This is a genomic window from Pseudomonas sp. 51_B, from assembly GCF_017491595.1.
Classification (GTDB): Bacteria; Pseudomonadota; Gammaproteobacteria; order Pseudomonadales; family Pseudomonadaceae; genus Aquipseudomonas; species Aquipseudomonas promysalinigenes.
Genome location: NZ_JAFGYW010000001.1, coordinates 304,096 through 329,403, shown reverse-complemented (window position 1 = coordinate 329,403; position 25,308 = coordinate 304,096). Strand labels below are relative to the sequence as shown.

Annotated in this window: 23 protein-coding genes; 9 read left to right on the top strand and 14 right to left on the bottom strand. The window is 61.2% G+C overall.

The genetic code is table 11. The features are described 5' to 3' along the window. Positions 1-7 precede the first annotated feature (7 nt). Positions 8-1,291, top strand: a complete 1,284-nt coding sequence (locus tag J5M56_RS01555; RefSeq protein WP_207869256.1) for a Zn-dependent hydrolase — start codon at positions 8-10, stop codon at positions 1,289-1,291. 117 nt (positions 1,292-1,408) lie between these two features. Here the strand turns inward: J5M56_RS01555 and J5M56_RS01550 are convergent, their stop codons facing one another. After that, entirely contained in the window at positions 1,409-2,371 is a 963-nt protein-coding gene (locus tag J5M56_RS01550) for a ribonuclease Z (protein ID WP_207869254.1), read from the bottom strand. A gap of 59 nt (positions 2,372-2,430) precedes the next feature. After that, on the bottom strand, positions 2,431-2,994 hold the full coding sequence (locus J5M56_RS01545; protein WP_081016676.1) for a lipocalin family protein: 564 nt from the start codon (positions 2,992-2,994) through the stop codon (positions 2,431-2,433). A 211-nt stretch (positions 2,995-3,205) separates the two neighbouring features. Here J5M56_RS01545 and J5M56_RS01540 point away from each other — a divergent pair, with 211 nt between their 5' ends. After that, entirely contained in the window at positions 3,206-4,018 is an 813-nt protein-coding gene (locus J5M56_RS01540; protein ID WP_207869252.1) for a crotonase/enoyl-CoA hydratase family protein, read from the top strand. 35 nt (positions 4,019-4,053) lie between these two features. Beyond that, positions 4,054-4,884 (top strand): NAD(+) diphosphatase, encoded by an 831-nt coding sequence (nudC, locus tag J5M56_RS01535; RefSeq protein WP_207869250.1) that lies wholly within the window; start codon positions 4,054-4,056, stop codon positions 4,882-4,884. Between the two features lie 82 nt (positions 4,885-4,966). Here nudC and J5M56_RS01530 read toward each other — a convergent pair whose 3' ends face one another. Beyond that, positions 4,967-5,746 carry a TSUP family transporter gene (locus J5M56_RS01530; protein WP_186476864.1) on the bottom strand — a complete coding sequence of 260 codons (780 nt, stop codon included), beginning with the start codon at positions 5,744-5,746 and terminating at the stop codon, positions 4,967-4,969. A gap of 208 nt (positions 5,747-5,954) precedes the next feature. Here J5M56_RS01530 and J5M56_RS01525 point away from each other — a divergent pair, with 208 nt between their 5' ends. The 3 genes from J5M56_RS01525 (at position 5,955) to J5M56_RS01515 (ending at position 9,139) form a co-directional block, all read left to right on the top strand. After that, positions 5,955-6,842 (top strand): LysR substrate-binding domain-containing protein, encoded by an 888-nt coding sequence (locus J5M56_RS01525; protein WP_207869248.1) that lies wholly within the window; start codon positions 5,955-5,957, stop codon positions 6,840-6,842. A 93-nt stretch (positions 6,843-6,935) separates the two neighbouring features. Continuing rightward, positions 6,936-8,042, top strand: coding sequence for an agmatine deiminase (gene aguA / locus J5M56_RS01520; RefSeq protein ID WP_207869245.1), 1,107 nt, complete (start codon positions 6,936-6,938; stop codon positions 8,040-8,042). Beyond that, positions 8,042-9,139, top strand: coding sequence for an extracellular solute-binding protein (locus J5M56_RS01515; RefSeq protein WP_207869237.1), 1,098 nt, complete (start codon positions 8,042-8,044; stop codon positions 9,137-9,139). Before aguA ends, J5M56_RS01515 begins: the two co-directional genes overlap by 1 nt. 50 nt (positions 9,140-9,189) lie before the next feature. Here the strand turns inward: J5M56_RS01515 and J5M56_RS01510 are convergent, their stop codons facing one another. The 8 genes from J5M56_RS01510 to J5M56_RS01475 form a co-directional block, all read right to left on the bottom strand. After that, the gene (locus tag J5M56_RS01510; RefSeq protein ID WP_207869235.1) at positions 9,190-11,151 is read right to left on the bottom strand and encodes a DNA topoisomerase III; all 1,962 of its coding nucleotides are present in this window, start codon (positions 11,149-11,151) and stop codon (positions 9,190-9,192) included. A gap of 230 nt (positions 11,152-11,381) precedes the next feature. After that, the gene (locus J5M56_RS01505) at positions 11,382-11,810 is read right to left on the bottom strand and encodes a GNAT family N-acetyltransferase (protein ID WP_186476867.1); all 429 of its coding nucleotides are present in this window, start codon (positions 11,808-11,810) and stop codon (positions 11,382-11,384) included. Beyond that, on the bottom strand, positions 11,803-12,969 hold the full coding sequence (locus J5M56_RS01500) for a cupin domain-containing protein (RefSeq protein ID WP_060480645.1): 1,167 nt from the start codon (positions 12,967-12,969) through the stop codon (positions 11,803-11,805). The genes J5M56_RS01505 and J5M56_RS01500 overlap by 8 nt, the downstream gene beginning before the upstream one ends. Before the next feature lie 81 nt (positions 12,970-13,050). After that, positions 13,051-14,421, bottom strand: a complete 1,371-nt coding sequence (gene purB / locus J5M56_RS01495) for an adenylosuccinate lyase (protein ID WP_186476868.1) — start codon at positions 14,419-14,421, stop codon at positions 13,051-13,053. Between the two features lie 201 nt (positions 14,422-14,622). Next, positions 14,623-15,249, bottom strand: coding sequence for a high frequency lysogenization protein HflD (gene hflD / locus J5M56_RS01490; protein WP_186476869.1), 627 nt, complete (start codon positions 15,247-15,249; stop codon positions 14,623-14,625). Continuing rightward, complete coding sequence (mnmA, locus tag J5M56_RS01485; RefSeq protein ID WP_060477787.1) at positions 15,246-16,370, bottom strand: tRNA 2-thiouridine(34) synthase MnmA; 1,125 nt, start codon at positions 16,368-16,370, stop codon at positions 15,246-15,248. Before mnmA ends, hflD begins: the two co-directional genes overlap by 4 nt. Before the next feature lie 59 nt (positions 16,371-16,429). Continuing rightward, positions 16,430-16,870, bottom strand: a complete 441-nt coding sequence (locus tag J5M56_RS01480) for an NUDIX hydrolase (protein WP_207869233.1) — start codon at positions 16,868-16,870, stop codon at positions 16,430-16,432. A 102-nt stretch (positions 16,871-16,972) separates the two neighbouring features. Then, positions 16,973-19,198 carry an NADP-dependent isocitrate dehydrogenase gene (locus tag J5M56_RS01475; protein WP_207869231.1) on the bottom strand — a complete coding sequence of 742 codons (2,226 nt, stop codon included), beginning with the start codon at positions 19,196-19,198 and terminating at the stop codon, positions 16,973-16,975. Positions 19,199-19,613: 415 nt separating this feature from the next. Between J5M56_RS01475 and icd the strand changes: the two genes are divergently transcribed. Then, positions 19,614-20,870, top strand: coding sequence for an NADP-dependent isocitrate dehydrogenase (gene icd, locus J5M56_RS01470; RefSeq protein ID WP_060477784.1), 1,257 nt, complete (start codon positions 19,614-19,616; stop codon positions 20,868-20,870). A 71-nt stretch (positions 20,871-20,941) separates the two neighbouring features. On the opposite strand, the gene cspD is transcribed toward icd, so the two are convergent. Beyond that, a complete protein-coding gene (gene cspD / locus J5M56_RS01465) occupies positions 20,942-21,196 on the bottom strand; it encodes a cold shock domain-containing protein CspD (protein WP_207869229.1) in 255 nt (84 codons plus the stop codon). Between the two features lie 230 nt (positions 21,197-21,426). Between cspD and clpS the strand changes: the two genes are divergently transcribed. Next, positions 21,427-21,789, top strand: coding sequence for an ATP-dependent Clp protease adapter ClpS (clpS, locus tag J5M56_RS01460; RefSeq protein ID WP_003251220.1), 363 nt, complete (start codon positions 21,427-21,429; stop codon positions 21,787-21,789). A 30-nt stretch (positions 21,790-21,819) separates the two neighbouring features. Then, positions 21,820-24,090 carry an ATP-dependent Clp protease ATP-binding subunit ClpA gene (gene clpA, locus J5M56_RS01455; RefSeq protein ID WP_186476874.1) on the top strand — a complete coding sequence of 757 codons (2,271 nt, stop codon included), beginning with the start codon at positions 21,820-21,822 and terminating at the stop codon, positions 24,088-24,090. 140 nt (positions 24,091-24,230) lie between these two features. Here the strand turns inward: clpA and infA are convergent, their stop codons facing one another. Together infA and J5M56_RS01445 are read right to left on the bottom strand one after the other, a co-directional pair. After that, positions 24,231-24,449, bottom strand: coding sequence for a translation initiation factor IF-1 (infA, locus tag J5M56_RS01450; RefSeq protein WP_002553999.1), 219 nt, complete (start codon positions 24,447-24,449; stop codon positions 24,231-24,233). 101 nt (positions 24,450-24,550) lie between these two features. Continuing rightward, complete coding sequence (locus tag J5M56_RS01445) at positions 24,551-25,258, bottom strand: arginyltransferase (protein WP_186476875.1); 708 nt, start codon at positions 25,256-25,258, stop codon at positions 24,551-24,553. Positions 25,259-25,308 lie beyond the last annotated feature (50 nt).

Genomic DNA, 25,308 nt, shown 5'->3' with positions numbered 1-25,308 from the left:
AAACACCATGAGCCAATCCCAGCACGTATTGAACTCAAACGAGCGCTACGTCGACAGCGCACGCCTTTGGCAGTCGTTGATGGACCTCGCCCGCCTGGGCGCTACGCCCAAGGGCGGCGTGTGCCGGTTGGCGCTGACTGACCTGGACCGTCAAGCGCGTGACCTGTTCGTTCAGTGGTGCGAGGCGGCCGGCTGTACCGTCAGCGTCGATGCAGTGGGGAATATCTTTGCCCGCCGACCGGGACGTAACCCTAAGCTGCCGCCGGTGATGACGGGCAGCCATATCGACACCCAGCCAACAGGCGGCAAGTTCGATGGCTGCTTCGGGGTGATGGCGGGCTTGGAAGTGTTGCGTACGCTCAATGACCTGGGTATCGAAACCGAGGCCCCGTTGGAGGTAGTGGTCTGGACCAACGAAGAGGGCTCGCGCTTCCCGCCTTGCATGATGGGCTCAGGGGTTTTTGCCGGCAAGTTCACCCTCGAAGACACCTTGGCCAAGCGTGATGCCGCGGGTGTAACGGTAGGTGAGGCGCTCAACGCCATCGGCTACGCTGGCCAGCGAGCGGTGCTTGGCCACCCAGTCGGCGCCTACTTCGAGGCGCACATCGAGCAGGGGCCGATTCTGGAAGATCAGGCCAAGACCATCGGCGTCGTGCTTGGCGCATTGGGGCAGAAGTGGTTCGACCTGACCTTGCGCGGCGTAGAAGCCCACGCCGGCCCGACCCCGATGCACCTGCGCAAGGATGCGCTGGTCGGGGCCGCTGCGGTGGTGGAGGCGGTCAACCGCACCGCCCACGCGCACCAACCCCATGCCTGCGGCACGGTCGGTTGCCTGCAGGCCTACCCCGGCTCGCGCAATGTGATCCCGGGTGAAGTGCGCATGACTCTTGACTTTCGCCACCTGGAGGGCCAGCACCTGGATGCGATGATCGCCGAGGTGCGTACGGTGATCGAAGAAACCTGTGCCAAGCATGGCCTGAGCCACGAGCTGGTGCCTACGGCCGATTTCCCGGCGTTGTATTTCGACCGCGGGTGTGTCGATGCCGTGCGCGATTCGGCCCAGGCGCTAGGCCTTGCGCATATGGACATCGTCAGTGGGGCAGGGCATGACGCGATCTTCCTGGCCGAACTGGGGCCGGCGGGGATGATCTTCGTACCTTGCGAAAACGGCATCAGCCACAACGAAATCGAGAACGCCACACCCGAGGACCTGGCAGCGGGCTGCGCAGTGCTGCTGCGGGCGATGCTGGCGGCGTCGCAAGCGATTGCCAGTGGACGGCTGGCTGCTTGACTGCTTGAGGGTGTCGAGCATGTTACTCGGTTGCAGATCGCGCGCCGCACCCGCGGCGCTCTTGCAAGGCCCTTGGCTGAACCGAGACGATCTTGCCGACGTTCGAAGCTTGGCTCTTCAAACCATCACTGGCAGCAGGTAACCATCGCGACCGATGCGGTAGCGCTGCAGGTCCCGCGCCAAGGTCAGGTGGCCGCAGTAGTACTTTTGCGCCTCCTCACGCACATCGTCGATGCACGGGCTGCGCTTGGGGTCTGCTTGGTAGCGAGCGCTGAAATGCGTCAATACCAGGTTGCGCACGCCCGCCGTCTCAGCGAACTGCGCCACCGCCGCCGCCGTGCTGTGGCCAAAGGAGTTGCCGTTGCGCTCGACGATGGGTTGGGTGTAGGTCGCCTCATGTACGAGCACATCGACGTCCCTGGCAACCTCGGCGAGTAACCCCGGGTTGTCATTGTCACCGCATACGATCATCCGCCGCGGTGGTCGCGAGGCTTTGAGGTAATCACAGGCTTCAAGCCGCTGCCCGGCATGCTCCACCGTCAGCCCTTTGGCCAGGTGGCCCCACAATGGCCCGCGCGGGATACCCTCAGCGTCCAGCCGCTGAACATCCAGGCGAGGCTCCGGGTTCAGTTCGGTGAACACAAAGCCGACGCTTGCAACCCGATGCGACAAAGGTACGGCGCTGACCTGCACCTGGGCGCTTCGCCACGGGGCCATTTGCTCGACCGGCAACAAGCGCAGTGGGTACGGCAGGTGGGTATCGCTTGCGCTCAGGGCCAGGCGCACCCAGGCATGCAGGGCGGCCGGCAATATCAGGTCGAGCGGTTCGCTGCGTCCGCCCATCGCGGCGCTGGCTAGCAGCCCCGGTAGCCCGAAGCAATGGTCGCCATGCACATGGGTGATGAAGATGGCGCGCAGATCACGCACCGAGAGCGAACTGCGCAGTAACTGGTGCTGGGTGCCTTCGCCGCAATCGACCAGGTACCAGTGCTTGCCACTGGCTTCGATCACGGCGGTGGCGCTGACATTTCGGCTTTTGGTCGGCACCCCTGACGAGGTGCCTAGAAACTGCAGGTCCACGGGTTCGCTCCATGCGCGGGTGGCCACACGATAGCGGCATCCCCGCGCGGCGTCGATGCTCAAGGCGCGGTCGGGGTGCCCTGGCGCCAGATCAGCTTACTGGTGTCATAACCCTGTTTGCGGGCAATGGCCACGAGCTCATCGCGGGTTTGGTCGGTGATTGCCGGAGTACGCGACAGCAGCCAGAGGTACTCGCGGTTGGGGTGGCCCACCAGCGCCACGCGGTAGTCCTTGTCATGGTACAGCACCCAATATTCGCCCTTGGTCAACCCTGGCGCCAGGCGGCTGAACCAGTTGTCGAAACGCACCCACAGCTTGTCGGTCTTGCCTGGGACTTGCGCTTCGGCGATGCCATGGGCTTCGTTGACTTCACCGTCCTTCTCTTTGCAGCGGTTGGTGACGTCGATCCGGCCGTCTTCGCGCAGCGCGTAGTGCGCTTCTGACTGCACGCAGTTGCGCTGGAAGAACATAGGCAGCCGTGCCAGCTCGTACCAGGTGCCCTGGTAGCGTTGCAGGTCGACTTGCATCGTGGAGGGCGCAGCTTGGTGGTCGTCGTTGGAACCGACGCAGCCCATCAGGGCGAGGGTCATGCAGGAAAACATCAGGGCCTTGCGCATCGCCATGGCAGATCTCCTTAAAGCGAGGTAGGGTCTCACTTTCGTTTCGACGCGGCTAGGGTCTAAAAGTTGTATCGAGCCTGGTCAATAGCGCCAGGCAGGTGCATGCAGCGCGTGGTGATTGCGCCGGGCCCAAAGTCCCAGTTTTGGCACAAGCGCGGTCAATCCACTGAGTTACCATTCCTGTTGTGAACCCTTTCCCACAGGAGTGCCGCCCGTGACCGAGTACACCGCGTTCAAGGTCGAACTGACCGACAATATCGCCCATGTGCAAATCAACCGACCGGAGAAGATCAACGCGATGAACGCCGCCTTCTGGTCGGAGATCGTCGATATCTTCCAGTGGATCGACGACACCGATGCGGTGCGTGCAGTGGTAATCAGTGGTGCGGGCAAGCATTTTTCCGCAGGTATCGATTTGATGATGCTGGCATCGCTGGCCGGCCAGATGGGCAAGGATGTGGGCCGCAATGCCCGGCTGCTGCGCAAGACCATCCAGCGCTTACAAGCTTCGTTCAACGCCGTGGACAATTGCCGCAAGCCGGTGCTGGCAGCAGTTCAGGGTTACTGCATTGGCGGTGCGATCGACCTGATCTCGGCCTGCGACATGCGTTACTGCAGCCGCGATGCGCAGTTCTCGATCAAGGAAATCGACATGGGCATGGCCGCGGATGTTGGCACCTTGCAACGTTTGCCACGTATCATCGGCGACGGCATCATGCGTGAGCTGGCCTTCACCGGGCGCTATGTCGAGGCCGACGAGGCCCTGCGCATCGGCCTGGTGAACCGAATCTACGACGATCAGGCTGGTTTGCTGGACGGCGTGTTTGCCGTCGCCCGCGAAATTGCCGAAAAATCGCCGATCGCTGTGGCCGGAACCAAGCAAATGCTCAGCTACATGCGTGACCATCGCATCGATGATGGCCTGGATTACATTGCCACCTGGAACGCCGCCATGCTGCAGTCCGAAGACCTGCGCGTGGCCGTGGCGGCGCACATGAGCAAACAGAAACCGACGTTCGCCGACTGACCGGGCCGGGAACGCGCAGTAAAGGAACCCCCGACATGGCAGCTCGCTGGACGACCGCAGTTCTGGACCCAAACATCACCGGCGCTTTGGCCGTGGCCCGCAGCCCGGAAGGGTTTCTCGTGGACGCCAACGGCGCGCTGTTCCCTCGTCACTGGCTCAAGCGCCAGGGCCTGGACGTGCTTTGTGAACACGGCATAGGGCACTTCGATGGGCAGCCTGTGGTCCTGCTGGAGCTGCGCAGCGCGAGCGAGGTTGCCGGCTGCAGCTGGCGCGGGCTGCGTGCATTCATGCTTGAAGGCGACTTTGACACCTATAAAGTGCTCGGCTACGCCGCGCAGATCGGCACCTGGGCCCGCGAGCATCGCTTCTGCGGCAGCTGCGGCCGGGCGATGACTCAGATTCACTGGGAGCGGGCGATGTACTGCCAGCCCTGCGACCTGCGCTGTTACCCGCGCATTTCGCCGAGCATGATTGTACTGGTGACCCGAGGTGACGACATTCTGCTGGCCCGCTCGCCGCGCTTCGTCACGGGTGTGTACAGCACCCTGGCCGGCTTCGCCGAGCCGGGCGAGTCGGCCGAAGAGTGCCTGGTGCGTGAGGTGCGCGAGGAGGTGGCGTTGCAGGTGAAGAATATTCAGTATGTTGGGAGCCAATGCTGGCCGTTCCCCCACTCGATGATGTTGGGCTTTCATGCCGAATATGCCGGTGGCGAAATTGTCATGCAGCCGGACGAGATCGAAGATGCCAAGTGGTTCAGTGTGCACGACCTTCCGCCGCTGCCGGCGGGGCGTTCGATTGCGCGCTACTTGATCGACCTCTATGTGGCGCAGCGGCTGGGCCGTGATATCCCTGCTTTCAACCCCTGACGGCAGTGGGAAACGCTCTGCGACGATGACGCATAAGATTTTGGACGCAGCTTCAATGGGGTGGCGGGGGTGTCAATACCGGTCAGGCCTGCCCGAACCAATGCTGCCACGCTAAACGCACGGTCAATGCCAATACCACGGTGATGAACACCGGGCGGATGAATTTGCTACCGCCGCTGATCGCCGTGCGTGCGCCGAAAAAGGCGCCGATCATTACCGACATGCCCATGCACAAGCCAACGATGTAATCCACCTGCCCGGAAATGATGAACACCGTCAGCGCCGCGATGTTGCTGACGAAGTTCATGCTGCGCGCTACCCCGCTGGCGCGGACCAGGTCGATGGGGTACAGCAGCAATGTGCTCACGGTCCAGAATGCACCGGTGCCGGGGCCGGCCACGCCGTCGTAGAAGCCCAGGGTGAAGCCTTGGGGAAACTGCCATTTCTTTTTGATTGGCGCATCGGCATCCAGCGGCGCTTTGGGTGTACCGCCCAACAGCAGATAGATACCGCAGGCGAACACGATCACCGGCAGCATCTTGTTCAGCCACTCGGCCGGCATGAAGTGCGCTAGCACCGCGCCGATCGAGGCGCCAATCAGCGTTGCGAACAGGGCCGGGCGCCACTGCGCCGGGTGGAACAGCTTGCGCTTGTAATAAGTGAAGCCGGCGGTGGCCGAGCCGAAGGTCGAGCTGAGCTTGTTGGTGCCCAGGACCAAGTGCGGCGGCATGCCTGCGGTAAGCAGCGCCGGTGTGGTCAGCAGGCCACCGCCACCGGCGATGGCATCGATGAAGCCTGCGATGAAGGCGACCAGCGTCAAGATCAGCAGGGTGAGCGGTTCTACGGTGAGTTCGAAGGGCATGGGTGCCTGGCAGGTAGAGGGCAGGGGTGCGGCAAATGGCCGCGCTAGAGGGAAGCCATGGTAATGCTGCTGATGATCGGTTGCCAGTGCCGGCCCCGTTCGTGAGTGAACCAGCCCCGGGTCATCGGCCGTTGGTCATTGGCCCATCGTTGCATCTATCATCCAGTAGCCGCAGCAGCGGTAATCCAAGGCCTCAACAGGAACAACAATGCGCCGCCTGCCTTCTCTGACTGCCCTGCGGACCTTCGAGTGTGCCGCTCGCCATGGCCATTTCGGCCGTGCAGCTGCCGAGCTGTGTGTCACCGACAGCGCCGTAAGCCACCAAATTCGTCAACTCGAGGAGCAGCTTGGCGCCCCGCTCTTCGAGCGTGTAGGGCGCCAAGTACGCCCCAGCGCCGAAGCGCAGCGCTTGCTGCACCACTTGCAACAAGCCTTCGAGCTTATCGGCGCGGCTTGTGACGAGCTGCGCGACCCTGCCTCACAAGCCGTGCTTCGGGTGGCGGTCACTGCGGAGCTGGCGCAGAAATGGCTGGTGGCGCGCCTGGCCGACTTCACCAGTCGATATCCGCATATCACCTTGCACCTGCACGATCAGCCCATCGATGCCGGTGCGCCAGGGCTGGACGTAGACCTGGCCATCACCTACGGCACTGGCGCACTGGATGCCAGCACGTACTTCGTCCGGCCGCTGCCGCTGCTGCAATTCTTCCCCGTATGCAGCCCGGGGTTGTTCAACCAGGGTGGGCTCAAGCGCCCCCGCGACCTGGTGCGGCATTGCTTGCTTCACGACGATCAGGATGGCCGCACCTGGACCACCTGGCTGGCCACCCATGCTGACGATGCACTGCCCAACCGGCAACTGTATTTCCCCCACGCTGCGTTGGCACTTGAAGCTGCATTGTTAGGGCAGGGGGTAGCGATGGGCGACACCCTGACATGCCAGGCCGACCTTCAGATCGGGCGGCTAATACGCCCGTTCGCCGCCACGGTCACTGCGCAAGGTCAATATGCCCTGGTGTGCGAACGGCTGCGCCTGGAGCGGCCACCGGTGGCTGATTTCATCGAATGGTTCATCGAACAGCTTGCTGATAGCTGAATTGAATTCAATTATCGCTGAGTTTTCATCGTTGGAACTGCCCGGCGGTGCGGCGTAGCGTGCGGTCATCACCCAATGACACGAGGATGACCCATGGCACGTTCGCTCACCACCACTCCAAAGGCCGACGGTTTTCACCTGCCTGGCGAATTCGAGCGCAAAGCAGGCTGCTGGCTTGGCTGGCCCGAGCGGCCTGATGTCTGGCGCAACGGCGCTAAGCCTGCGCAGAAGGTCTGGGTCGAAATCGTTACGGCCATCGCTTCCAGCGAGCCGGTGACGGTGTGTGCTTCTGCCGCCCAGTATGCCAATGCCCGGCGCCTGCTGCCGCCTCAAGTACGGCTAGTGGAAATGACCTGCAATGACACCTGGTTCCGTGACAGCGGTGCCTGTTTTGTGGTCAACCCCGACAGCGGGCAGGTGCGTGGTGTGGACTTCGAGTTCAACGCCTATGGTGGGCTGGATGGCGGCCTTTACTACCCTTGGGACAAAGACGACCAGGTCGCTCAGAAGATGCTCGAAATCGAAGGCCTGGATCGCTATCGTGCACCGTTGATTGCCGAGCTTGGCGGTATCCAGAGTGATGGGCAAGGCAGCTTGCTGACCACCGAGCAGTGCTTGCTCAACCGCAACCGCAATGCTCATTTGGGCAAGGCCGAGGTGACCCGTCGGCTCGAGGACTACCTGGGCGCCGAGCAGGTGATCTGGCTGCCGCGGGGCTGCAAGTTCGATGAAACCGATGGCCACGTCGACGATCTGGCTTGTTTCGTACGCCCCGGTGAAGTGGTGTTGCAGTGGACCGATAACCGTGACGACCCACAGTGGGAGATCTACCAAGAGGCCTACGACATTTTGCGCAGTACCCGAGATGCCCGTGGCCGTGAACTGAAGGTGCACAAGCTGCTGCAGCCGGATGTGCTGGAGTGGACCGCCGAAGAAGCAGCTGGACTCGACCAGGTCGACGGTACCCATCTGCGCCAGGCCGGCACCCGCATCTGCGCCTCGTATATCAACTACTATGCGGGCAATACGGCCATTGTCGTGCCACTGTTCGGTGATCGTAACGACAATATCGCCCAGGCGACGTTGGCCGAACTGTTCCCCGGCCACCGCATCATCGGTATCAAGAACTCTCGTGAGATTTTGCTCGGTGGTGGCAATGTCGCCTGTATCACCATGCCTCAATATGCTGGAGGCCGCTGATGAGAGTGCCCACGCTGGCGGTAGCGGTGGCCTTGGGTTGTGCGATGTCGGTGGCCCAGGCCACCGATACGCAGCAGCCAACCGTGAACCTGTATATATGGGGCGAATATCTGGCTCCCGACACCTTGACGCGGTTCGAGCAGGAAACCGGCATTCGAGTGGTTGCCGATCATTTCGACTCGCTGGAAACCGCCGAGACCAAACTCTTGACCGGCGGCAGTGGTTACGACGTAGTGCTTAGCGCAGGGCAGCACCTGAGCCGAGCCATCGCCAGCGGCGCCCTGCAACCGTTGAATAAAGCTCAGGTCCCTCATTTGGCCGGGGTGGGTGAAGAATTTCGCCAACACATGGCCGTGTTCGATCCTGGCAACCGCTATGCCGGTACCTACGCCTGGGGTACGACAGGTGTGGGTTACCAGCGCCAGGCGGTGGCGGCGCGCTTTGGGGCTGCTCCGGTGGACAGTTGGGCGATGCTGTTCGACCCGCAAGTGGTGGCGAAATTTGCCGACTGCGGGGTAAGCCTGCTCAACGACCCCAACGAAGTCTTTGCCGCAGTGATGCGTTATATGGGCCTGGACATCAACCAGCAGCGCTTGGAGGACCTTAAAGCTGCGGAAGTGCAACTGCGCAAGGTTCGCCCGTACATTCGCTACTTCGATAACGATCGCAACATCAACGACCTTGCCAACGGTGAAACCTGCGTGGCGATGTCATGGAACGGCAACGTGGCCATCGCCCAGGGGCAGGCGCAGCAGGCGGGTAAAGCGTTTACGCTCGATTACAGCATTCCCAAGGAGGGTACGTTGATTTGGCTGGACGCGCTGGTGGTGCCTAAGGATGCGCCGCACCCGGATGCTGCCTGGCAATTGGTGGATTACCTGATGCGGCCTGATGTGATCGCACCGATAACCGACACCATCCATTACGCCAATGCCATTACTGCGGCCGATGGCCTGGTGGATGCGCAGATCCGCAATGCCCCGGGCACCTATCCGCCGGCTGAAGTGCGGGCGCGGTTATACGGTAAGAACGACAACGGTAAGGTCTTCAACCGCGAGCTGACACGGGCGTTCAGCAGATTGAAGAGTGGGACATAGGGTGGGGTTTGTGTTTCCTGCACCGGCCTGTTCGCGGCTTAAGGGCTGCATCAGTCAGAGCGCTTGCGCCGCGATTGCTTGTGTTTGTCGGCTGCTGCGTTGCCAGCACCCGCCTTGCCTTTGCCGGCACTGCTGCGCCGCTTCTTCTTCCAAGGCGGCGCCTTGCCCACTGCCGGCCCGCTGATGGTCATGCGCATACCGCGACAACGCTCCACCAGCTTGCCCATCCACGCGCACTGGCGTGTAACGAACTCTTCAAGGCTCATTTCACCACTCTGGATCATGTCCAACGCTTGTTCCCAAATGGCCGTGGTGCCAGGGTCGGCAATTGCGCGAGGTACTGCGTCTATCAGGCTGAAAGCCGCCGGTGTGGCCGACAGCGCCTTGCCGTTCTTCACCAGATAGCCGCGCTCGAGCAGGCCCTGAATGATACTGGCGCGGGTCGCTTCAGTGCCTATGCCGGTGGTTTCCTTGAGCTTTTGCTTGAGGCGTGGGTCCTCTACCAGCTTGGCAACGTTTTTCATCGCCTTGATCAGGTCGCCTTCGGTGAACGGCTTGGGTGGTTGAGTCCAGAGGTCTTTGAGCTGCAAGCTGTGCACGCGGCAATCCTGACCTTCACCTAGGGCTGGCAGCACCTGTGTGGGTTGAGCCTCGCGGCCCTTGGCTGGTGTCAGCGCCTCGGGTAGCGCGCGGCGCCAGCCAGGCTCGACGATCTGTTTGCCAACGGCGCGCAGGGCGTGGCCGGCGCAGTCGAACTCGGCCTGAGTGCGATCGTACTCGTGGTTGGGCAGGAACTGCGCCAGGTAGCGTGCACGAATCAAGGTGTAGACCGCTTTGTACTTGGCCGGCAAGCGCGCCGGGTCGCTGGCTGCGGCGGTTGGGATGATGCCGTGGTGGGCGCTGACCTTGGCATCATTCCACGCGCGGGAACGGCGCTGCGGCTGCAGATGCGGTTGTAGCGGCGCCAGGTTGGCGTCAGCACGCTGTAGCGCGGCAAGGATGGCCGGTGCTTCGCCGTGCTGGCTCACGGGCAGGTAGCCACAGTCACTGCGCGGGTAAGTGATCAATTTGTGCGTTTCGTACAGGGCCTGAGCGATATCCAGGGTTTCCTGCGCGCCGAGGCCGAACTTTTTCGAGCACAGCTCCTGCAGGGTGCCAAGATCGAAGGGTAGCGGCGCTGCCTCGCGCACGCGTTCTGTCGCCACCTTCAGGACCTGCGCAGTACCGGCAGCGTTCATGTCGGCCGCGGCCTGCTGAGCTAGCAGCTGATTCAGGCAGCGGCCCTGGTCATCGCAGGCATCTTGCGCAGCTCGCCATTGTGCAGTGAAGGTTTGCCCGGCCTGTTCGAGCAACACGTCGATGGCCCAGAAAGGCACCGGCACGAAGTCGGCAATGCTGCGATCACGATCCACCACCAGGCGCAGGGTAGGGGTCTGCACCCGGCCCACTGGCAGCACACCCTGATACCCCGATTGGCGCCCCAGCAGGGTGAACAGCCGGCTCATGTTCATACCGATCAGCCAGTCGGCCCGTGAGCGCCCCAGGGCAGAGTGGTAAAGGCTGAAGGTGTCCTGGCCGGGTAGCAGGCGGCCCAGGGCCTTGCGGATCGAGGCGTCGTCCAGCGCCGACAGCCAAAGGCGCTGGATTGGCCCGCGGTAACGGCAATGCTCGACCAGCTCGCGGGCGATCATCTCACCTTCGCGGTCGGCGTCGGTGGCGATCACCAGCTCGCGGGCTTCACCCAGCAGGCGTTTGACTGCCTTGTACTGGCTGGCGGTCTTGGGCTTGACTTGCATCTTCCATTTGTCCGGGATGATCGGCAGGTCTGCGAGGTCCCAGCGCTTGTAGCGGTCGTCGTAACTGTCGGGCGGGGCTGTTTCCAGCAGGTGGCCGATGCACCAGGTCACGCACACGTCGGTACCCTGCCAGCAGCCGTCGGCCTTGCGGTTGGCACCCAGCACCTTGGCGATGTCTTTGGCTTGGGAAGGTTTTTCGCAGAGGAAAAGGCGCATGGCCGGGAACGCTTCATCGGGAAATGATGAGTAATAGAATGCGCAAGCGAGGGCGCGGAGGCAAGTTTTATCTGGATGGATGTACAGGTTTTTGTCTGGGGATGTGTCTTCAGCCTTTACAGCCTTGATCACGGGTGAGCCCGCTCCCTCAGGTAAGGCACGGCTGCCGTGACCTGGTGAAACCCTGAGGGAGCGGGCTTATCGCGAAGAAGCTTGCGCCATGCGAGATGTCAGGCGCGCGAGTCCCGCACCATGTCTACATGGGGAATGCCTGCTTCGAGAAATTCCTCGCTGACTACGCGAAAGCCCAGGCGCTCGTAGAAAGGCGTTGCGTGTACCTGTGCGCTCAGCATCTGCTGCTTCAGGTCACGGTCCTGTGCTTCTGCGATCACTGCATTCATCAGCGCATCACCGACTTTCAGCCCTCGCCAATCCTTGAGCACCGACACCCGGCCGATGGTCCCATCGGGCAGCAGGCGGGCGGTGCCGATCGGGTAGTCGCCTTCGAGCGCCAGGAAATGCGCGGCGCTCGGGTCTTCCGAATCCCATTCCAGCTCTGGCGGTACGTGCTGCTCGGCAATGAACACGCTTTCGCGGATACGGCGGATATCGGCATTGTCCTTGTGCCAATCGGCAAGGCGCACACGAATCTTATTCATTGGCGAATCCCAGGCTTCCTTGTTTGATCAGTTGCTGTACCAGCATAAGGCCATCCTCATCCTGTAACCACTGCTCAAGGTTTTCGATGTGTAACGCATCAGCCGAGCAGACCAGTTTCAGCAACTCACGCAGTTTGGCCGGCAGTGGGCAGCTGCGGCCGCTGGCGAACAGCATCAGGTCGTCGCCAAGCTCCGACCAGGCCATGCGGGCGCTGGGGTTGCGGATCAGGATAGCGCCGTCTTCCAGGGCTTCGACCAGCTCCTCTTCGTCCAGCTCCTCGCCAACCACTTGCTCTGGATAGCGGGGCTCGGTCATGAATTGGCCGAACCAGGTCAACAGCAGGTCCTTGTCGTTCATGTGCTTGTCCATCAACGCCTTGAGGCGGTCCAGCGCATCGTGCTGGATCTGATGCGGGTCGCTGGCAGGCAGCGCATCTGCATCGCTGTAGCGCTCTTCGTCCGGCAGGAACTGGCCGAGGAAGTCGGTGAAGTGGGTCAGTACTTCGGCAGCGCTAGGTGCGCGGAAGCCAACCGAGTACGTCAGGCAGTTGTCCACGGCCACGCCGTAGTGGGCCAGGCGCGGCGGTAGGTAGAGCATGTCGCCCGGCTCCAGGGTCCATTCGCCGCTTTGCTCGAATTCGGCGAGGATGCGCAGATCGGCGTGTTCCAGCAGCGGGCTGTCGCTGTTGCACATCTGCCCAACCTTCCAGTTGCGCTCGCCGTGGCCTTGCAGCAGGAACACATCGTAGTTGTCGAAGTGCGGGCCAACGCTACCACCTGGGGTGGCGAAGCTGATCATCACGTCATCGATACGCCAGCTTGGCAGGAAGCGGAAGTGCTCCAGCAGCTCAGCGACTTCCGGTACGAACTGGTCGACAGCCTGCACCAGCAGGGTCCAGTCCTTTTCCGGAAGCTCGGCAAAGGTGTCTTCGGTGAACGGGCCACGGCGCAGCTCCCAGGGATGGGCGCCGTGCTCGAGCACGATACGCGACTCGACTTCCTCTTCCAGAGCCAAGCCGGCCAGCTCGTCGGGGTCGATCGGGCTTTCGAAATCCGGGAATGCCTGGCGCACCAGCAGCGGCTTCTTCTGCCAGTAGTCGCGCATGAATTCGCGGGCCGAGATGCCGCCGAGCAGCTGCAGTGGAGTATCAGGATTCATGTTCAACCTATTGAAAAAACGTAATTTTCGTCCGGGAATAAAAACGCCCGGCCAGGCCGGGCGTTGAACGCGGGGTTCAGCTTAGATGCGTTTGGCCTGGGCTGCTGCGTTGCCGATGTAGGTAGCAGGGGTCAGCAGCTTGAGTTCGGCCTTGGCGTCGGCCGGCATGTCCAGGCCGTCGATGAAGGTCAGTAACGCTTCTGGCGTGATGCCCTTGCCACGGGTCAGCTCCTTGAGCTTCTCGTAGGGGTTCTCGATGTTGAAGCGGCGCATCACGGTCTGGATCGGCTCGGCGAGAACCTCCCAGCAGGCGTCCAGATCGGCAGCGATGCGAGCCTGGTTGACTTCCAGCTTGCCGATACCCTTGAGGCTGGCTTCATAGGCGATGACGCTGTGGGCGAAGCCCACGCCCAGGTTGCGCAGCACGGTGGAGTCGGTCAGGTCGCGCTGCCAGCGCGAGATCGGCAGCTTGCTGGCCAGGTGCTGGAACAGTGCATTGGCGATGCCCAGGTTGCCTTCGGAGTTTTCGAAGTCGATCGGGTTGACCTTGTGCGGCATGGTCGAAGAGCCAATTTCACCTGCCACGGTCTTCTGCTTGAAGTAGCCCAGCGAGATGTAGCCCCAGACGTCGCGGTCGAAGTCGATGAGGATGGTGTTGAAGCGGGCGATGGCGTCGAACAGCTCGGCAATGTAGTCGTGCGGCTCGATCTGAGTGGTGTACGGGTTGAACTGCAGGCCCAGCTCGTCTTCGATGAAGGCGCGGGCGTTGGCTTCCCAGTCGATCTGCGAGTAGGCCGACAGGTGGGCGTTGTAATTGCCCACGGCGCCGTTGATCTTGCCCAGCAGCGGCACTGCGGCAACCTGGGCGATCTGGCGCTCCAGGCGGTAAACAACGTTGGCCAGCTCTTTACCCAATGTGGTCGGCGAGGCCGGCTGGCCGTGGGTGCGCGACAGCATTGGCACGTCGGCATGGGCGTGAGCCAGGGCGCGAATGGCATCGGCGATCTGGCGCATCAGCGGCAGCAGTACATCATCACGGCCAGCGCGCAGCATCAGGGCGTGGGACAGGTTGTTGATGTCCTCGCTGGTGCAGGCGAAGTGGATGAACTCGCTGACCTTGGCCAGCTCAGGCAGTTTGGCAGCCTGCTCCTTGAGGAGGTATTCGATCGCCTTGACGTCGTGGTTGGTGGTGCGCTCGATTTCCTTGACGCGTTCGGCGTGCTCGAGCTTGAAGTCGGTTGCCAGGCTGTCCAGCAGGGCATTGGCCTCGGCGGAGAACGCCGGCACTTCGCTGATCTGCGGGTGGGCGGCCAGGCGCTGCAGCCAGCGCACTTCGACCAGGGCGCGGAAACGGATCAGACCGTATTCGCTGAAAATGGGGCGCAAGGCCTGGGTTTTGCCGGCATAACGGCCGTCTACAGGGGAAACCGCAGTGAGCGAAGAAAGCTGCATGGGGTGTTCTCGGACAGTCAGGCTTTTGGAAGGGCGCATATCATACATGAAAAATGCGCCGACGTCGGGTGGCTGACCAAAGGTCGGGCCAATGAAAGCGTGTCGCGGGCCTCACGGGAGCAGGTTTGCCCGCCGATGCGTCGGCTAGGCCCACACCCGTACGCGGGTGAACGCGCTCCTGCAGGGCTCAGCGTGCGCCGGTCAGGATGGCGAACGCATCATGTCGTAGAGCTCGTTGAGCAGCTTGCGCCGGCTGAACACCAGTTGCCAGCGGTGCCCGCCCAATTGGCGCCACAGGCGCGCAGCGCGGATGCCGGCAAGCAGCAGAGCGCGGATTTTCGAGGCGTTGCTAGCCTGTTGCAGGAAGCGCATGTCGCCGTGTACCTGGATACGCTGGCGCAGCGTGCTCAGGGTGTCCTGGTACAAGGCGCCACTGGAGGCGATGACGTTTTCGTGAACCAGGCCGAAATGCTCGGCCTGGGACTGAATTTGTGGCAGACGGTTGCCGATGGTGTCGAGCAGGTCGCCGCGCTTGTTCAGCTGGCGCTCCAGGCCGAGCATCGACAGGGCATAGCGCAGCGGCTCGCGCTGCAGGCTGCTAGGGTCACGCTCCAAGGCGCCGGCCAGGGCACGATAACCGTCGCGCAGGTTCAGATCGTCGCCACCGAACACCTCCAGGGTGTCCTTGGGGTCGCGCACCAGCAGGCTGCCAAGCATGCAACCGATGTTGGCTTCGCTGGCCTGGCCGGTGCGGGCGATGCGGTCCACCAGCACGGCGGCCTGGAACACGCCGCCCAGGGCGATCAGTTGCTCCTGCAGGCTGCTCATGCGCGTGGGCTCCAAGGCTCGGCGCTTTCGATCACGCCGCCGCCCAGGCATACCTCGCCGTCATAAAATACTACCGACTGACCCGGGGTCACGGCGCGTTGCGGCTCGTCGAACACGGCGCGGTAGCCCGACTCGGTCAGTTCCAGGGTGCATTGCTGGTCGCTCTGGCGGTAGCGCACTTTGGCTGTGAGCTTGCGCGGGCTGCTCAGGTCGATCGGGTTGACCCAGAAAATCTGCGAGGCGAGCAGGGCGCGGGAGAACAACCAGGGGTGTTCGTTGCCTTGGCCGACCACCAGCACATTGCGGGTGAGGTCCTTGTGCAGTACGTACCAAGGCTCATCACCGGCGTCTTTCAGGCCGCCAATACCCAGGCCTTGGCGCTGGCCGATGGTGTGGTACATCAGGCCATGGTGGCGGCCGATCACTTCACCTTCAGTGGTTTCGATATCGCCCGGCTGTGCCGGCAGGTACTGTTTGAGGAAGTCGCTGAAGCGGCGCTCGCCGATGAAGCAGATGCCGGTGGAATCCTTCTTCTTGGCGGTCGCCAGGCCGTGCCGTTCGGCAATGGCGCGAACTTCGGGCTTTTCCAGTTCGCCCACCGGGAACAGCGTGCGGGCAATCTCCTTGCCGCCTACGGCATGCAGGAAGTAACTCTGGTCCTTGTTCGGGTCCAGGCCCTTGAGCAGCTCGGTGAGGGTGCCGGTGTCGCGGCGGCGCACGTAGTGGCCGGTGGCGATCAGGTCGGCCCCCAGTGACAGGGCGTAGTCGAGGAATGCCTTGAACTTGATTTCGCGGTTGCACAGGATGTCCGGGTTGGGTGTGCGGCCGGCCTTGTATTCCTCGAGGAAATGCTCGAACACGTTGTCCCAGTATTCGGCGGCGAAGTTGGCAGTGTGCAGCTTGATGCCGATGCGGTCGCACACGGCCTGGGCGTCGGCCAGGTCTTCACGGGCAGTGCAGTACTCGGTTCCGTCGTCTTCTTCCCAGTTCTTCATGAACAGCCCTTCCACCTGATAGCCCTGTTCCATGAGCAGGAGGGCGGAGACGGAAGAGTCCACGCCGCCGGACATGCCGACGATTACGCGGGTCTTGGCGGGGTCTTTGATTGCTGGGCTGGTCATGGTTACCGGTGTGTATCAAGGGGGAAAAACGCCGATTCTAGCAAAACCGGCGCGGCGCGTCAGTCGCGTAGCACTGCGAGGCTGTGCAATGGGCCGTTGAGGTAATCGTCCAGGCAGCGTGGTACCAGCTCGCTGCGCCAGCGGGCAGGATCGGCCAGAAGTTCGTCGCGGGTCAGCCAGACGGCGCGAACGATATCGGTGTCCAATGCCAGGTCGGCATGGTGATGCACAGGGCGTGCGGCGAAACAGATGCGCTGGTACGTCACGCCGTTGCTTGGGGCTGTGTAAAGGTAAATGCCGACGATGCCGGTGAGTTCGACTTCCCACGCGGTTTCTTCGAGGGTTTCGCGAAGCGCGGCCTGGGCAAAGGTTTCATGGGGCTCGAGGTGGCCGGCAGGTTGGTTGAACACATGCTTGCCCGCTTTGAATTCTTCAACGAACAAAAACGTGCCTTGGTGTTCGACGATGGTGGCGACGGTGATGTGGGGTTGCCAAGTCATGAGTGGCTCCTACAGGGCATGTGCGGCCGCTGCAAATCATTAGTGCACAAAGCACAAACCCCGGTACGTGGCCGGGGTTTGTGATGTTACGTCAAGCGAACCCTACAGGGCGGCGATGGCGCTGTTCAGGGTCTGGCTTGGGCGCATCACCTTGGCGGTCAGCTCGGCATCCGGGGCGTAGTAGCCACCGATGTCGGCTGGCTTGCCTTGAACGGCGTTGAGCTCGGCGACGATGGCTTCCTCGTTCTCGCTCAGGCTCTTGGCCAGCGGGGCGAAGCGCGCCTGCAGGGCGGCGTCGTCGCTCTGGGCGGCCAGTGCCTGGGCCCAGTACAGGGTCAGGTAGAAATGGCTGCCGCGGTTGTCGATGCCACCGACTTTACGTGAAGGCGACTTGTTGGTGTCCAGGAACTTGCCGGTTGCTTGGTCCAGGGTGTTGGCCAGGACCTTGGCGCGTGGGTTGTCGTAGGTGTTGCCCAGGTGCTCCAAGGAAGCGGCAAGGGCCAGGAATTCACCCAGCGAATCCCAACGCAGGAAGTTCTCTTCTACCAACTGCTGCACGTGCTTGGGTGCCGAACCGCCAGCGCCGGTTTCGAACAGGCCGCCGCCATTCATCAGCGGCACGATCGACAGCATTTTGGCGCTGGTGCCCAGCTCCATGATCGGGAACAGGTCGGTCAGGTAGTCGCGCAGCACGTTGCCGGTCACCGAAATGGTGTCCTTGCCTTCGCGAATACGGGCCAGGGAGAACTTGATGGCGTCGACCGGTGCCAGTACACGAATGTCCAGGCCAGTGGTGTCGTGGTCCTTCAGGTACTTCTGCACTTTTTCGATCATCACGCCGTCGTGGGCGCGAGCCGGGTCCAGCCAGAACACCGCCGGGGTGTTGCTCAGGCGGGCGCGATTGACGGCTAGTTTGACCCAGTCCTGGATCGGCGCGTCTTTGGTCTGGCACATGCGGAAGATGTCACCGGCTTCGACGTTTTGCTCCAGCACAACAGTGCCTTTGCCATCGACCACACGCACCACGCCATCGGCCTGGATCTGGAAGGTCTTGTCGTGGGAGCCGTATTCCTCGGCTTTCTGTGCCATCAGGCCGACGTTCGGTACGCTGCCCATGGTGGTCGGGTCAAAGGCGCCGTTGGCTTTGCAGTCTTCGATGGTGGCTTGGTAGATACCGGCGTAGCAGCGATCCGGGATGATCGCCTTGGCATCCTGCAGCTCACCGGCAGTGTTCCACATCTTGCCCGAGTCACGAATCATCGCGGGCATCGAGGCGTCGACGATGACGTCGCTCGGCACGTGCAGGTTGGTGATGCCCTTGTCGGAGTTGACCATCGCCAAGGCTGGGCGCTGAGCGTACAGGGCCTTGATGTCGGCTTCGATCTCAGCCTGCTTCTCGGCAGGCAGGTCCTTGATGCGAGCGTACAGGTCGCCGATGCCGTTGTTGGCATTGAAGCCTACTTCAGCCAGCGCTGCGGCGTGCTTGGCCAGCACGTCGTTGTAGAACTCTTCGACGATGACACCGAACATGATTGGGTCGGAAACCTTCATCATGGTCGCTTTGAGGTGTACCGACAGCAGCACGCCAGAAGCCTTGGCGTCGGCGATCTGTTCGGCGATGAAGGCTTTCAGGGCCTTGCGGCTCATGGTGGCGCAGTCGACGATTTCGGCAGCCTTGACCGCAGTCTTGGCTTTGAGCACGGTGGTGCTGCCATCTTTGGCGACCAGCTCGATGCGCAGGTTGTCGTCAGCTTCGATCAGCGCGGCTTTTTCACTGCCGTAGAAGTCGCCGTTGCTCATGTGTGCAACGTGCGATTTGGAGTCGGCGGCCCAGGCGCCCATTTTGTGCGGGTGCTTGCGAGCGTAGTTCTTGACCGACAGCGGTGCGCGGCGGTCGGAGTTGCCCTCGCGCAGCACCGGGTTGACGGCAGAGCCTTTGATGCGATCGTAGCGAGCGCGGGACTCTTTTTCGGCCTCGGTGGCAGGCTCGTCGGCGTAGTCGGGAATGTTGAAGCCTTTGCCTTGCAGCTCCTTGATCGCGGCTTTGAGCTGCGGTACCGAGGCGCTGATGTTCGGCAGTTTGATGATGTTTGCTTCAGGGGTGGTAGCCAGCTGGCCCAGTTCCGCCAGGTGATCGCCTACTTGCTTCTCTGCGCCCAGTTGCTCCGGGAAGGCGGCGAGGATACGGCCAGCCAGGGAGATGTCGCGGGTTTCGACGGCGATGTCAGCGCAAGCTGTGAAAGCTTCGATGATCGGCAGCAGCGAGTAGGTGGCGAGGGCGGGGGCTTCGTCGGTGAAGGTATAGATGATCTTGGAACGGGTGGGCATGCGGGTTAACTCTCTGTGTGCTGAGCGTGCTCGAGTCTCGTGTTGCGCAGGGTAGGCGCATCGCCCTGGCAACGCCATGAGCGGAAAGTCGAGAGGCTGCGAGCTGTGATGGTGGATGCATCAGTCGAGCGTCAAGTGCTGGGGTGCGGTAACAGCCCAGGCTTCATGGCCATCGCTGGCCAAGGGCGAGCCGCATTTTCCAAGGGTTCGCCCCAGTGACCCTTCGGTCGCGGCGCAGTATATCAAACCATTTGGGCTATTCAGCAAGGCGAAGTGACATCGGCGCCATTTATAAGACCAAAGACGTACGGGCAATGTGGTGAGTTGTCGCAGTGCTTGCACCGTGGCGGATGTGGTTTAGGCTCAGTGGGATCGCATGATGTCCAACCACACCCGACAGCGGAGTAGTGCAAGCATGGGATACCAGAAAATCAAGGTTCCGACCGACGGCGCCAAGATAACAGTCAATGCGGACCATTCGCTCAACGTGCCTGACAATCCGATCATTCCCTACATCGAGGGCGATGGCATCGGCGTCGACGTCTCGCCAGTGATGATCAAGGTAGTCGATGCCGCCGTGCAGAAAGCCTACGGTGGCAAGCGCAAGATCGCCTGGATGGAGGTTTACGCTGGCGAAAAAGCTACCCAGGTGTATGACCAGGACACTTGGTTGCCACAGGAAACCCTGGAGGCGGTGAAAGATTACGTGGTTTCGATCAAAGGCCCGTTGACCACCCCGGTTGGCGGTGGCATCCGTTCGCTCAACGTAGCTTTGCGCCAGCAGTTGGACCTCTATGTTTGCCTGCGCCCGGTGCTCTGGTTCGAGGGTGTGCCGAGCCCGGTGAAAAAGCCTGGCGACGTCGACATGGTGATCTTTCGCGAAAACTCCGAGGACATCTATGCCGGTATCGAATGGAAGGCCGGTTCGCCTGAAGCGAACAAGGTGATCAAGTTCCTCAAGGAGGAAATGGGTGTCACCAAGATCCGTTTCGATCAGGACTGCGGCATCGGCGTGAAGCCGGTTTCCCGCCAGGGGACCCAGCGCTTGGTGCGCAAGGCCTTGCAGTACGTGGTGGACAACGATCGCGAATCGCTGACGCTGGTGCACAAAGGCAACATCATGAAGTTCACCGAAGGCGCCTTCAAAGACTGGGGCTACGAAGTGGCGCGCGATGAGTTTGGTGCCGAACTACTCGATGGCGGCCCTTGGATGAAATTCAAGAACCCCAAGAGCGGCCGCGAAGTCATCGTCAAGGATGCCATCGCCGACGCCATGCTTCAGCAGATTCTGCTGCGCCCAGCCGAATATGACGTAATCGCCACCCTCAACCTCAATGGCGACTACCTTTCCGATGCACTGGCAGCCGAGGTGGGGGGGATCGGCATTGCGCCTGGCGCAAACCTCTCCGACACCGTAGCGATGTTCGAGGCCACCCACGGCACTGCGCCCAAATATGCCGGGCAGGACAAGGTCAACCCGGGTTCGGTGATTCTTTCGGCGGAAATGATGCTGCGCCACATGGGCTGGACGGAAGCTGCCGACCTGATCATCAAGGGCACCAACGGGGCAATTGCCGCCAAGACCGTGACGTACGACTTCGAGCGGTTGATGGAGGGGGCCACGTTGGTGGGCAGCTCAGGTTTTGGCGATGAAATGATCAAGCATATGTAAGCGAACGTAAAACCGATCGCCCCTCACTGAAGGGGCAATCGGTTGTTTCGTCTATCTGCAGGGAAGGGGGGTCAGATTTGTACGGTCTCGCCCTCGGCTCGGCCAACCGTCTTGGCGGCTGCGGCTGCGTCCATGATTTTGATCGCGTGCAGGCCCTTGGGGCCTTGAACGATCTCGAACTCCACGCACTGGCCGGCTTTGAGCGTCTTGTAGCCGTCCATCATGATCGCCGTATAGTGGGCGAACAAGTCCTCGGATTTGCCCTCTTCATTGACGAATCCGTAGCCCTTGGCGTTGTTGAACCACTTGACTTTACCGCTTGCCATCCCTATGTCCCTCTGCAAAGGACTCCATCACTGGAGTATCATCCACTTCATCCGCATACGAACCCTGCGAAAAATCTGGTTGACTGCGCGGATCTTTATCGCCCACGGTGGGTTCTTATTGGTTGTAACACCGTTTTGCCGATAGTCAAGGTCAGGTGGCGCGTGCGCCAGCGGCCGCTGATGCAGTCAACCCACAACCTTAACCTGACGCTCATGATGAAATTCTTTCCATGCATGCACCTAGCGAGATTCGACTAACATTCAATCAGGATCGCCCGCAATCGAATGAGGACGACGGCTCAGGGCTTGCAGTTCAGGAAGCCAAGCCGATCCTGCAGGCGCCACCGATGTACAAGGTGGTTTTATTCAACGATGACTACACGCCAATGGATTTCGTCGTCGAAGTGCTCGAAACGTTCTTCAGTTTGAACCGCGAGCTGGCGACCAAGATCATGCTGACCGTCCACACCGAAGGGCGGGCAGTGTGCGGATTGTTTACCCGTGACATCGCCGAAACGAAGGCCATGCAGGTCAACCAATACGCCAGGGAAAGCCAGCATCCGCTACTCTGTGAAATCGAGAAGGACGGTTAATCGCCGACCACTTGGGTATGAGGTGAAGCTATGTTAAACCGCGAGCTCGAAGTCACCCTCAATCTTGCCTTCAAGGAGGCTCGTTCGAAGCGTCATGAATTCATGACCGTCGAACATCTGCTGCTGGCTCTCCTTGACAATGAGGCTGCTGCGACCGTTCTGCGCGCCTGTGGCGCCAATCTCGACAAACTCAAGCACGACCTGCAAGAGTTCATCGACTCCACTACCCCCTTGATCCCTGTCAACGACGAAGACCGTGAGACCCAGCCTACCCTGGGCTTCCAGCGCGTGCTGCAACGTGCCGTGTTCCACGTGCAAAGTTCCGGCAAGCGTGAAGTCACCGGTGCCAATGTGCTGGTGGCGATCTTCAGCGAGCAGGAAAGCCAGGCTGTGTTTCTGCTCAAGCAGCAAAGCGTGGCCCGTATCGATGTGGTCAACTACATTGCCCACGGCATCTCCAAGGTGCCTGGCCATGGTACGCATTCCGAGAATGACCAGGAGATGCAGGATGAAGAGGGTGGTGAAACGTCCTCTTCGAGCAACCCGTTGGACGCCTACGCCAGCAACCTGAACGAGCTGGCCCGGGCCGGGCGCATCGACCCGCTGGTGGGTCGCGAACAGGAAGTCGAGCGTGTGGCGCAGATTCTGGCGCGTCGGCGCAAGAACAACCCGCTGTTGGTGGGCGAAGCAGGCGTTGGCAAGACTGCCATCGCCGAAGGCCTGGCCAAACGGATCGTCGACGGCCAGGTGCCTGACCTGCTGGCCCAGAGTGTCGTCTACTCGTTGGATCTTGGTGCCTTGCTGGCCGGTACCAAGTACCGTGGCGACTTCGAGAAGCGCTTCAAGGCGCTGCTCGGAGAATTACGCAAACGCCCTCAGGCGATTCTGTTCATTGACGAAATTCACACCATCATCGGCGCTGGTGCGGCGTCCGGTGGGGTAATGGATGCGTCCAACCTGCTCAAGCCGCTGCTGTCGTCCGGTGAGATACGTTGCATCGGTTCGACCACCTTCCAGGAGTTTCGCGGCATCTTCGAGAAAGATCGCGCTCTGGCGCGGCGTTTCCAGAAGGTGGATGTAAGCGAGCCATCTGTGGAAGACACCGTCGGCATCCTGCGTGGCCTGAAAGGTCGTTTCGAGAGCCACCACAACATCGAGTACAGCGACGAGGCGTTGCGTGCTGCCGCCGAGCTGGCTTCACGCTACATCAATGACCGTCATATGCCAGACAAGGCCATCGATGTGATCGACGAGGCAGGCGCCTACCAGCGCCTGCAGCCTGAGGCCAGCCGGGTCAAGCGCATCGATGTGCCCCAGGTCGAGGACATTGTTGCCAAGATCGCGCGAATTCCACCTAAGCATGTCACCAGTTCCGACAAGGAATTGCTGCGTAACCTCGAGCGTGACCTCAAGCTGACCGTCTTCGGTCAGGACCAGGCCATCGACTCCTTGGCAACCGCGATCAAACTCTCCCGCGCAGGCCTCAAGTCGCCCGACAAGCCGGTTGGCTCGTTCCTGTTCGCCGGCCCTACCGGTGTGGGTAAAACCGAGGCGGCGCGTCAGCTGGCCAAGGCGCTGGGTGTGGAGCTGGTGCGCTTCGACATGTCCGAGTACATGGAGCGTCACACTGTGTCGCGCCTGATCGGTGCGCCTCCAGGTTACGTAGGGTTCGACCAGGGCGGTTTGTTGACCGAAGCGATCACTAAGCAACCGCACTGTGTGCTGCTGCTCGATGAGATCGAAAAGGCTCACCCAGAAGTCTTCAACCTGCTGTTGCAGGTTATGGACCACGGCACCCTGACCGACAACAACGGGCGCAAAGCCGATTTCCGTAACGTGATTTTGATCATGACCACCAATGCCGGCGCTGAAACCGCCGCGCGGGCGTCGATCGGCTTCACCCATCAGGACCATGCGTCCGATGCCATGGAGGTCATCCGTAAAAGCTTCACGCCGGAGTTCCGTAACCGTCTCGACACAATCATCCAGTTTGGCCGCCTGAGCACCGAGACGATCAAGAGCATCGTCGACAAGTTCCTCATCGAGCTGCAGGCGCAGTTGGAAGACAAGCGTGTGCTACTGGAGGTCAGCGATGCCGCGCGCGGCTGGCTGGCCGCCTCCGGCTACGACGTGCAGATGGGCGCGCGGCCGATGGCCCGGCTTATCCAGGACAAGATCAAGCGGCCGCTGGCTGAGGAGATCCTGTTTGGTGAGCTGGCCGAGCATGGCGGCGTAGTACACGTCGACCTGCGCGATGGCGAACTGGTGTTCGACTTCGAGACGACGGCTGAGGTTGCTTGATTGCAGGCTTGACGGCCTAGCGCGAGCTACTGAGGGGTCTGGTAGCCCCTCAGGAGCGCGCTGCTAGCGCCGATGACATGACGGATTGTCATAAGGCACAAAAAAGCCCGGCACTTGCCGGGCTTTTTCATGGCTAGAACTTAGCGCGCACGGTAGGTGATGCGGCCCTTGCTCAGGTCATATGGCGTCAGCTCGACGCGTACCTTGTCGCCAGTGAGAATACGGATGTAGTTCTTGCGCATCTTTCCGGAGATGTGCGCGGTTACGACGTGCCCGTTTTCCAACTCCACGCGGAACATGGTGTTGGGCAGGGTGTCGACGACAGTGCCTTCCATTTCGAAGCTGTCTTCTTTCGACATGCAGTAGTGCCCTCGGATCCAGTGTTGGCCCGACGCATCACAGCACCGGGCAAAAAAGTGGCGTGGATTATGCCCGAAAACTGTGTGTCAAGCCAATGCTTTCAGTTAAGGGTGACCCAGCGCTGATTTATCAACAACTCGATAGGCCGATACTGTGTCTTGTAGTTCATTTTCTTGCAGTTTTTGATCCAATAGCCCAGATAGACCGCTTCAAGGCCCTGGCGCAGGGCTTCGGTGATCTGCCATAGAATTGCAAAACGCCCCAGGCTGCGCCGCTCCTCGTCGGGCTCATAGAAGGTATAGACCGCCGACAGGCCGTTGGGCAGGAGGTCGCATACCGCTACAGCCAGTAACCTGCCCTGCAGGCGGAATTCGTAGAACCAGCAAAATGGCAAGTCACGGACCAGGAAGGTTGAAAACTGGTCGCGGCTTGGCGGGTACATGTCACCATCGGCGTGGCGGGTCTCTATATAGCGCCGGTAAAGATCGAAATACTCTTCTCTGAACGCTGGTCGTGCAGCCGTGACGGTCAAGTCGGTGTTTCGCTTGAGAATGCGCCGCTGCTGGCGGTTGGGGATGAATCGCTCAGCAGGAATGCGCGCTGGCACGCAAGCATTGCAGTTCTGGCAGTGTGGGCGGTACAGATGGTCGCCGCTGCGACGAAAACCCATTTCAGACAGATCGGCGTATACGTGCACGTCCATCGGCTGGCTGGGGTCAAGGAACAGGGTGGTCGCCTGCTCATCCGGCAGGTAGCTGCAGGAGTGGGGTTGAGTGGCATAAAACTTCAACCGCGCCAGCTCTGTCATGATCAACCCCTCGATGAGACGATGCTTTAAGTGTAAGCCAGCTGGCAAAA

Coding starts and splice junctions, on each gene's coding strand:
- J5M56_RS01555 (WP_207869256.1), top strand. CDS start 8: ATGAGCCAATCCCAGCACGTATTGAACTCAAACGAGCGCTACGTCGAC.
- J5M56_RS01545 (WP_081016676.1), bottom strand. CDS start 2,994: ATGGCGATGCGCAAGGCCCTGATGTTTTCCTGCATGACCCTCGCCCTG.
- nudC (WP_207869250.1), top strand. CDS start 4,054: ATGGCAGCTCGCTGGACGACCGCAGTTCTGGACCCAAACATCACCGGC.
- J5M56_RS01530 (WP_186476864.1), bottom strand. CDS start 5,746: ATGCCCTTCGAACTCACCGTAGAACCGCTCACCCTGCTGATCTTGACG.
- J5M56_RS01525 (WP_207869248.1), top strand. CDS start 5,955: ATGCGCCGCCTGCCTTCTCTGACTGCCCTGCGGACCTTCGAGTGTGCC.
- aguA (WP_207869245.1), top strand. CDS start 6,936: ATGGCACGTTCGCTCACCACCACTCCAAAGGCCGACGGTTTTCACCTG.
- J5M56_RS01515 (WP_207869237.1), top strand. CDS start 8,042: ATGAGAGTGCCCACGCTGGCGGTAGCGGTGGCCTTGGGTTGTGCGATG.
- J5M56_RS01510 (WP_207869235.1), bottom strand. CDS start 11,151: ATGCGCCTTTTCCTCTGCGAAAAACCTTCCCAAGCCAAAGACATCGCC.
- J5M56_RS01505 (WP_186476867.1), bottom strand. CDS start 11,810: ATGAATAAGATTCGTGTGCGCCTTGCCGATTGGCACAAGGACAATGCC.
- J5M56_RS01500 (WP_060480645.1), bottom strand. CDS start 12,969: ATGAATCCTGATACTCCACTGCAGCTGCTCGGCGGCATCTCGGCCCGC.
- purB (WP_186476868.1), bottom strand. CDS start 14,421: ATGCAGCTTTCTTCGCTCACTGCGGTTTCCCCTGTAGACGGCCGTTAT.
- hflD (WP_186476869.1), bottom strand. CDS start 15,249: ATGAGCAGCCTGCAGGAGCAACTGATCGCCCTGGGCGGCGTGTTCCAG.
- mnmA (WP_060477787.1), bottom strand. CDS start 16,370: ATGACCAGCCCAGCAATCAAAGACCCCGCCAAGACCCGCGTAATCGTC.
- J5M56_RS01480 (WP_207869233.1), bottom strand. CDS start 16,870: ATGACTTGGCAACCCCACATCACCGTCGCCACCATCGTCGAACACCAA.
- J5M56_RS01475 (WP_207869231.1), bottom strand. CDS start 19,198: ATGCCCACCCGTTCCAAGATCATCTATACCTTCACCGACGAAGCCCCC.
- icd (WP_060477784.1), top strand. CDS start 19,614: ATGGGATACCAGAAAATCAAGGTTCCGACCGACGGCGCCAAGATAACA.
- cspD (WP_207869229.1), bottom strand. CDS start 21,196: ATGGCAAGCGGTAAAGTCAAGTGGTTCAACAACGCCAAGGGCTACGGA.
- clpS (WP_003251220.1), top strand. CDS start 21,427: ATGCATGCACCTAGCGAGATTCGACTAACATTCAATCAGGATCGCCCG.
- clpA (WP_186476874.1), top strand. CDS start 21,820: ATGTTAAACCGCGAGCTCGAAGTCACCCTCAATCTTGCCTTCAAGGAG.
- infA (WP_002553999.1), bottom strand. CDS start 24,449: ATGTCGAAAGAAGACAGCTTCGAAATGGAAGGCACTGTCGTCGACACC.
- J5M56_RS01445 (WP_186476875.1), bottom strand. CDS start 25,258: ATGACAGAGCTGGCGCGGTTGAAGTTTTATGCCACTCAACCCCACTCC.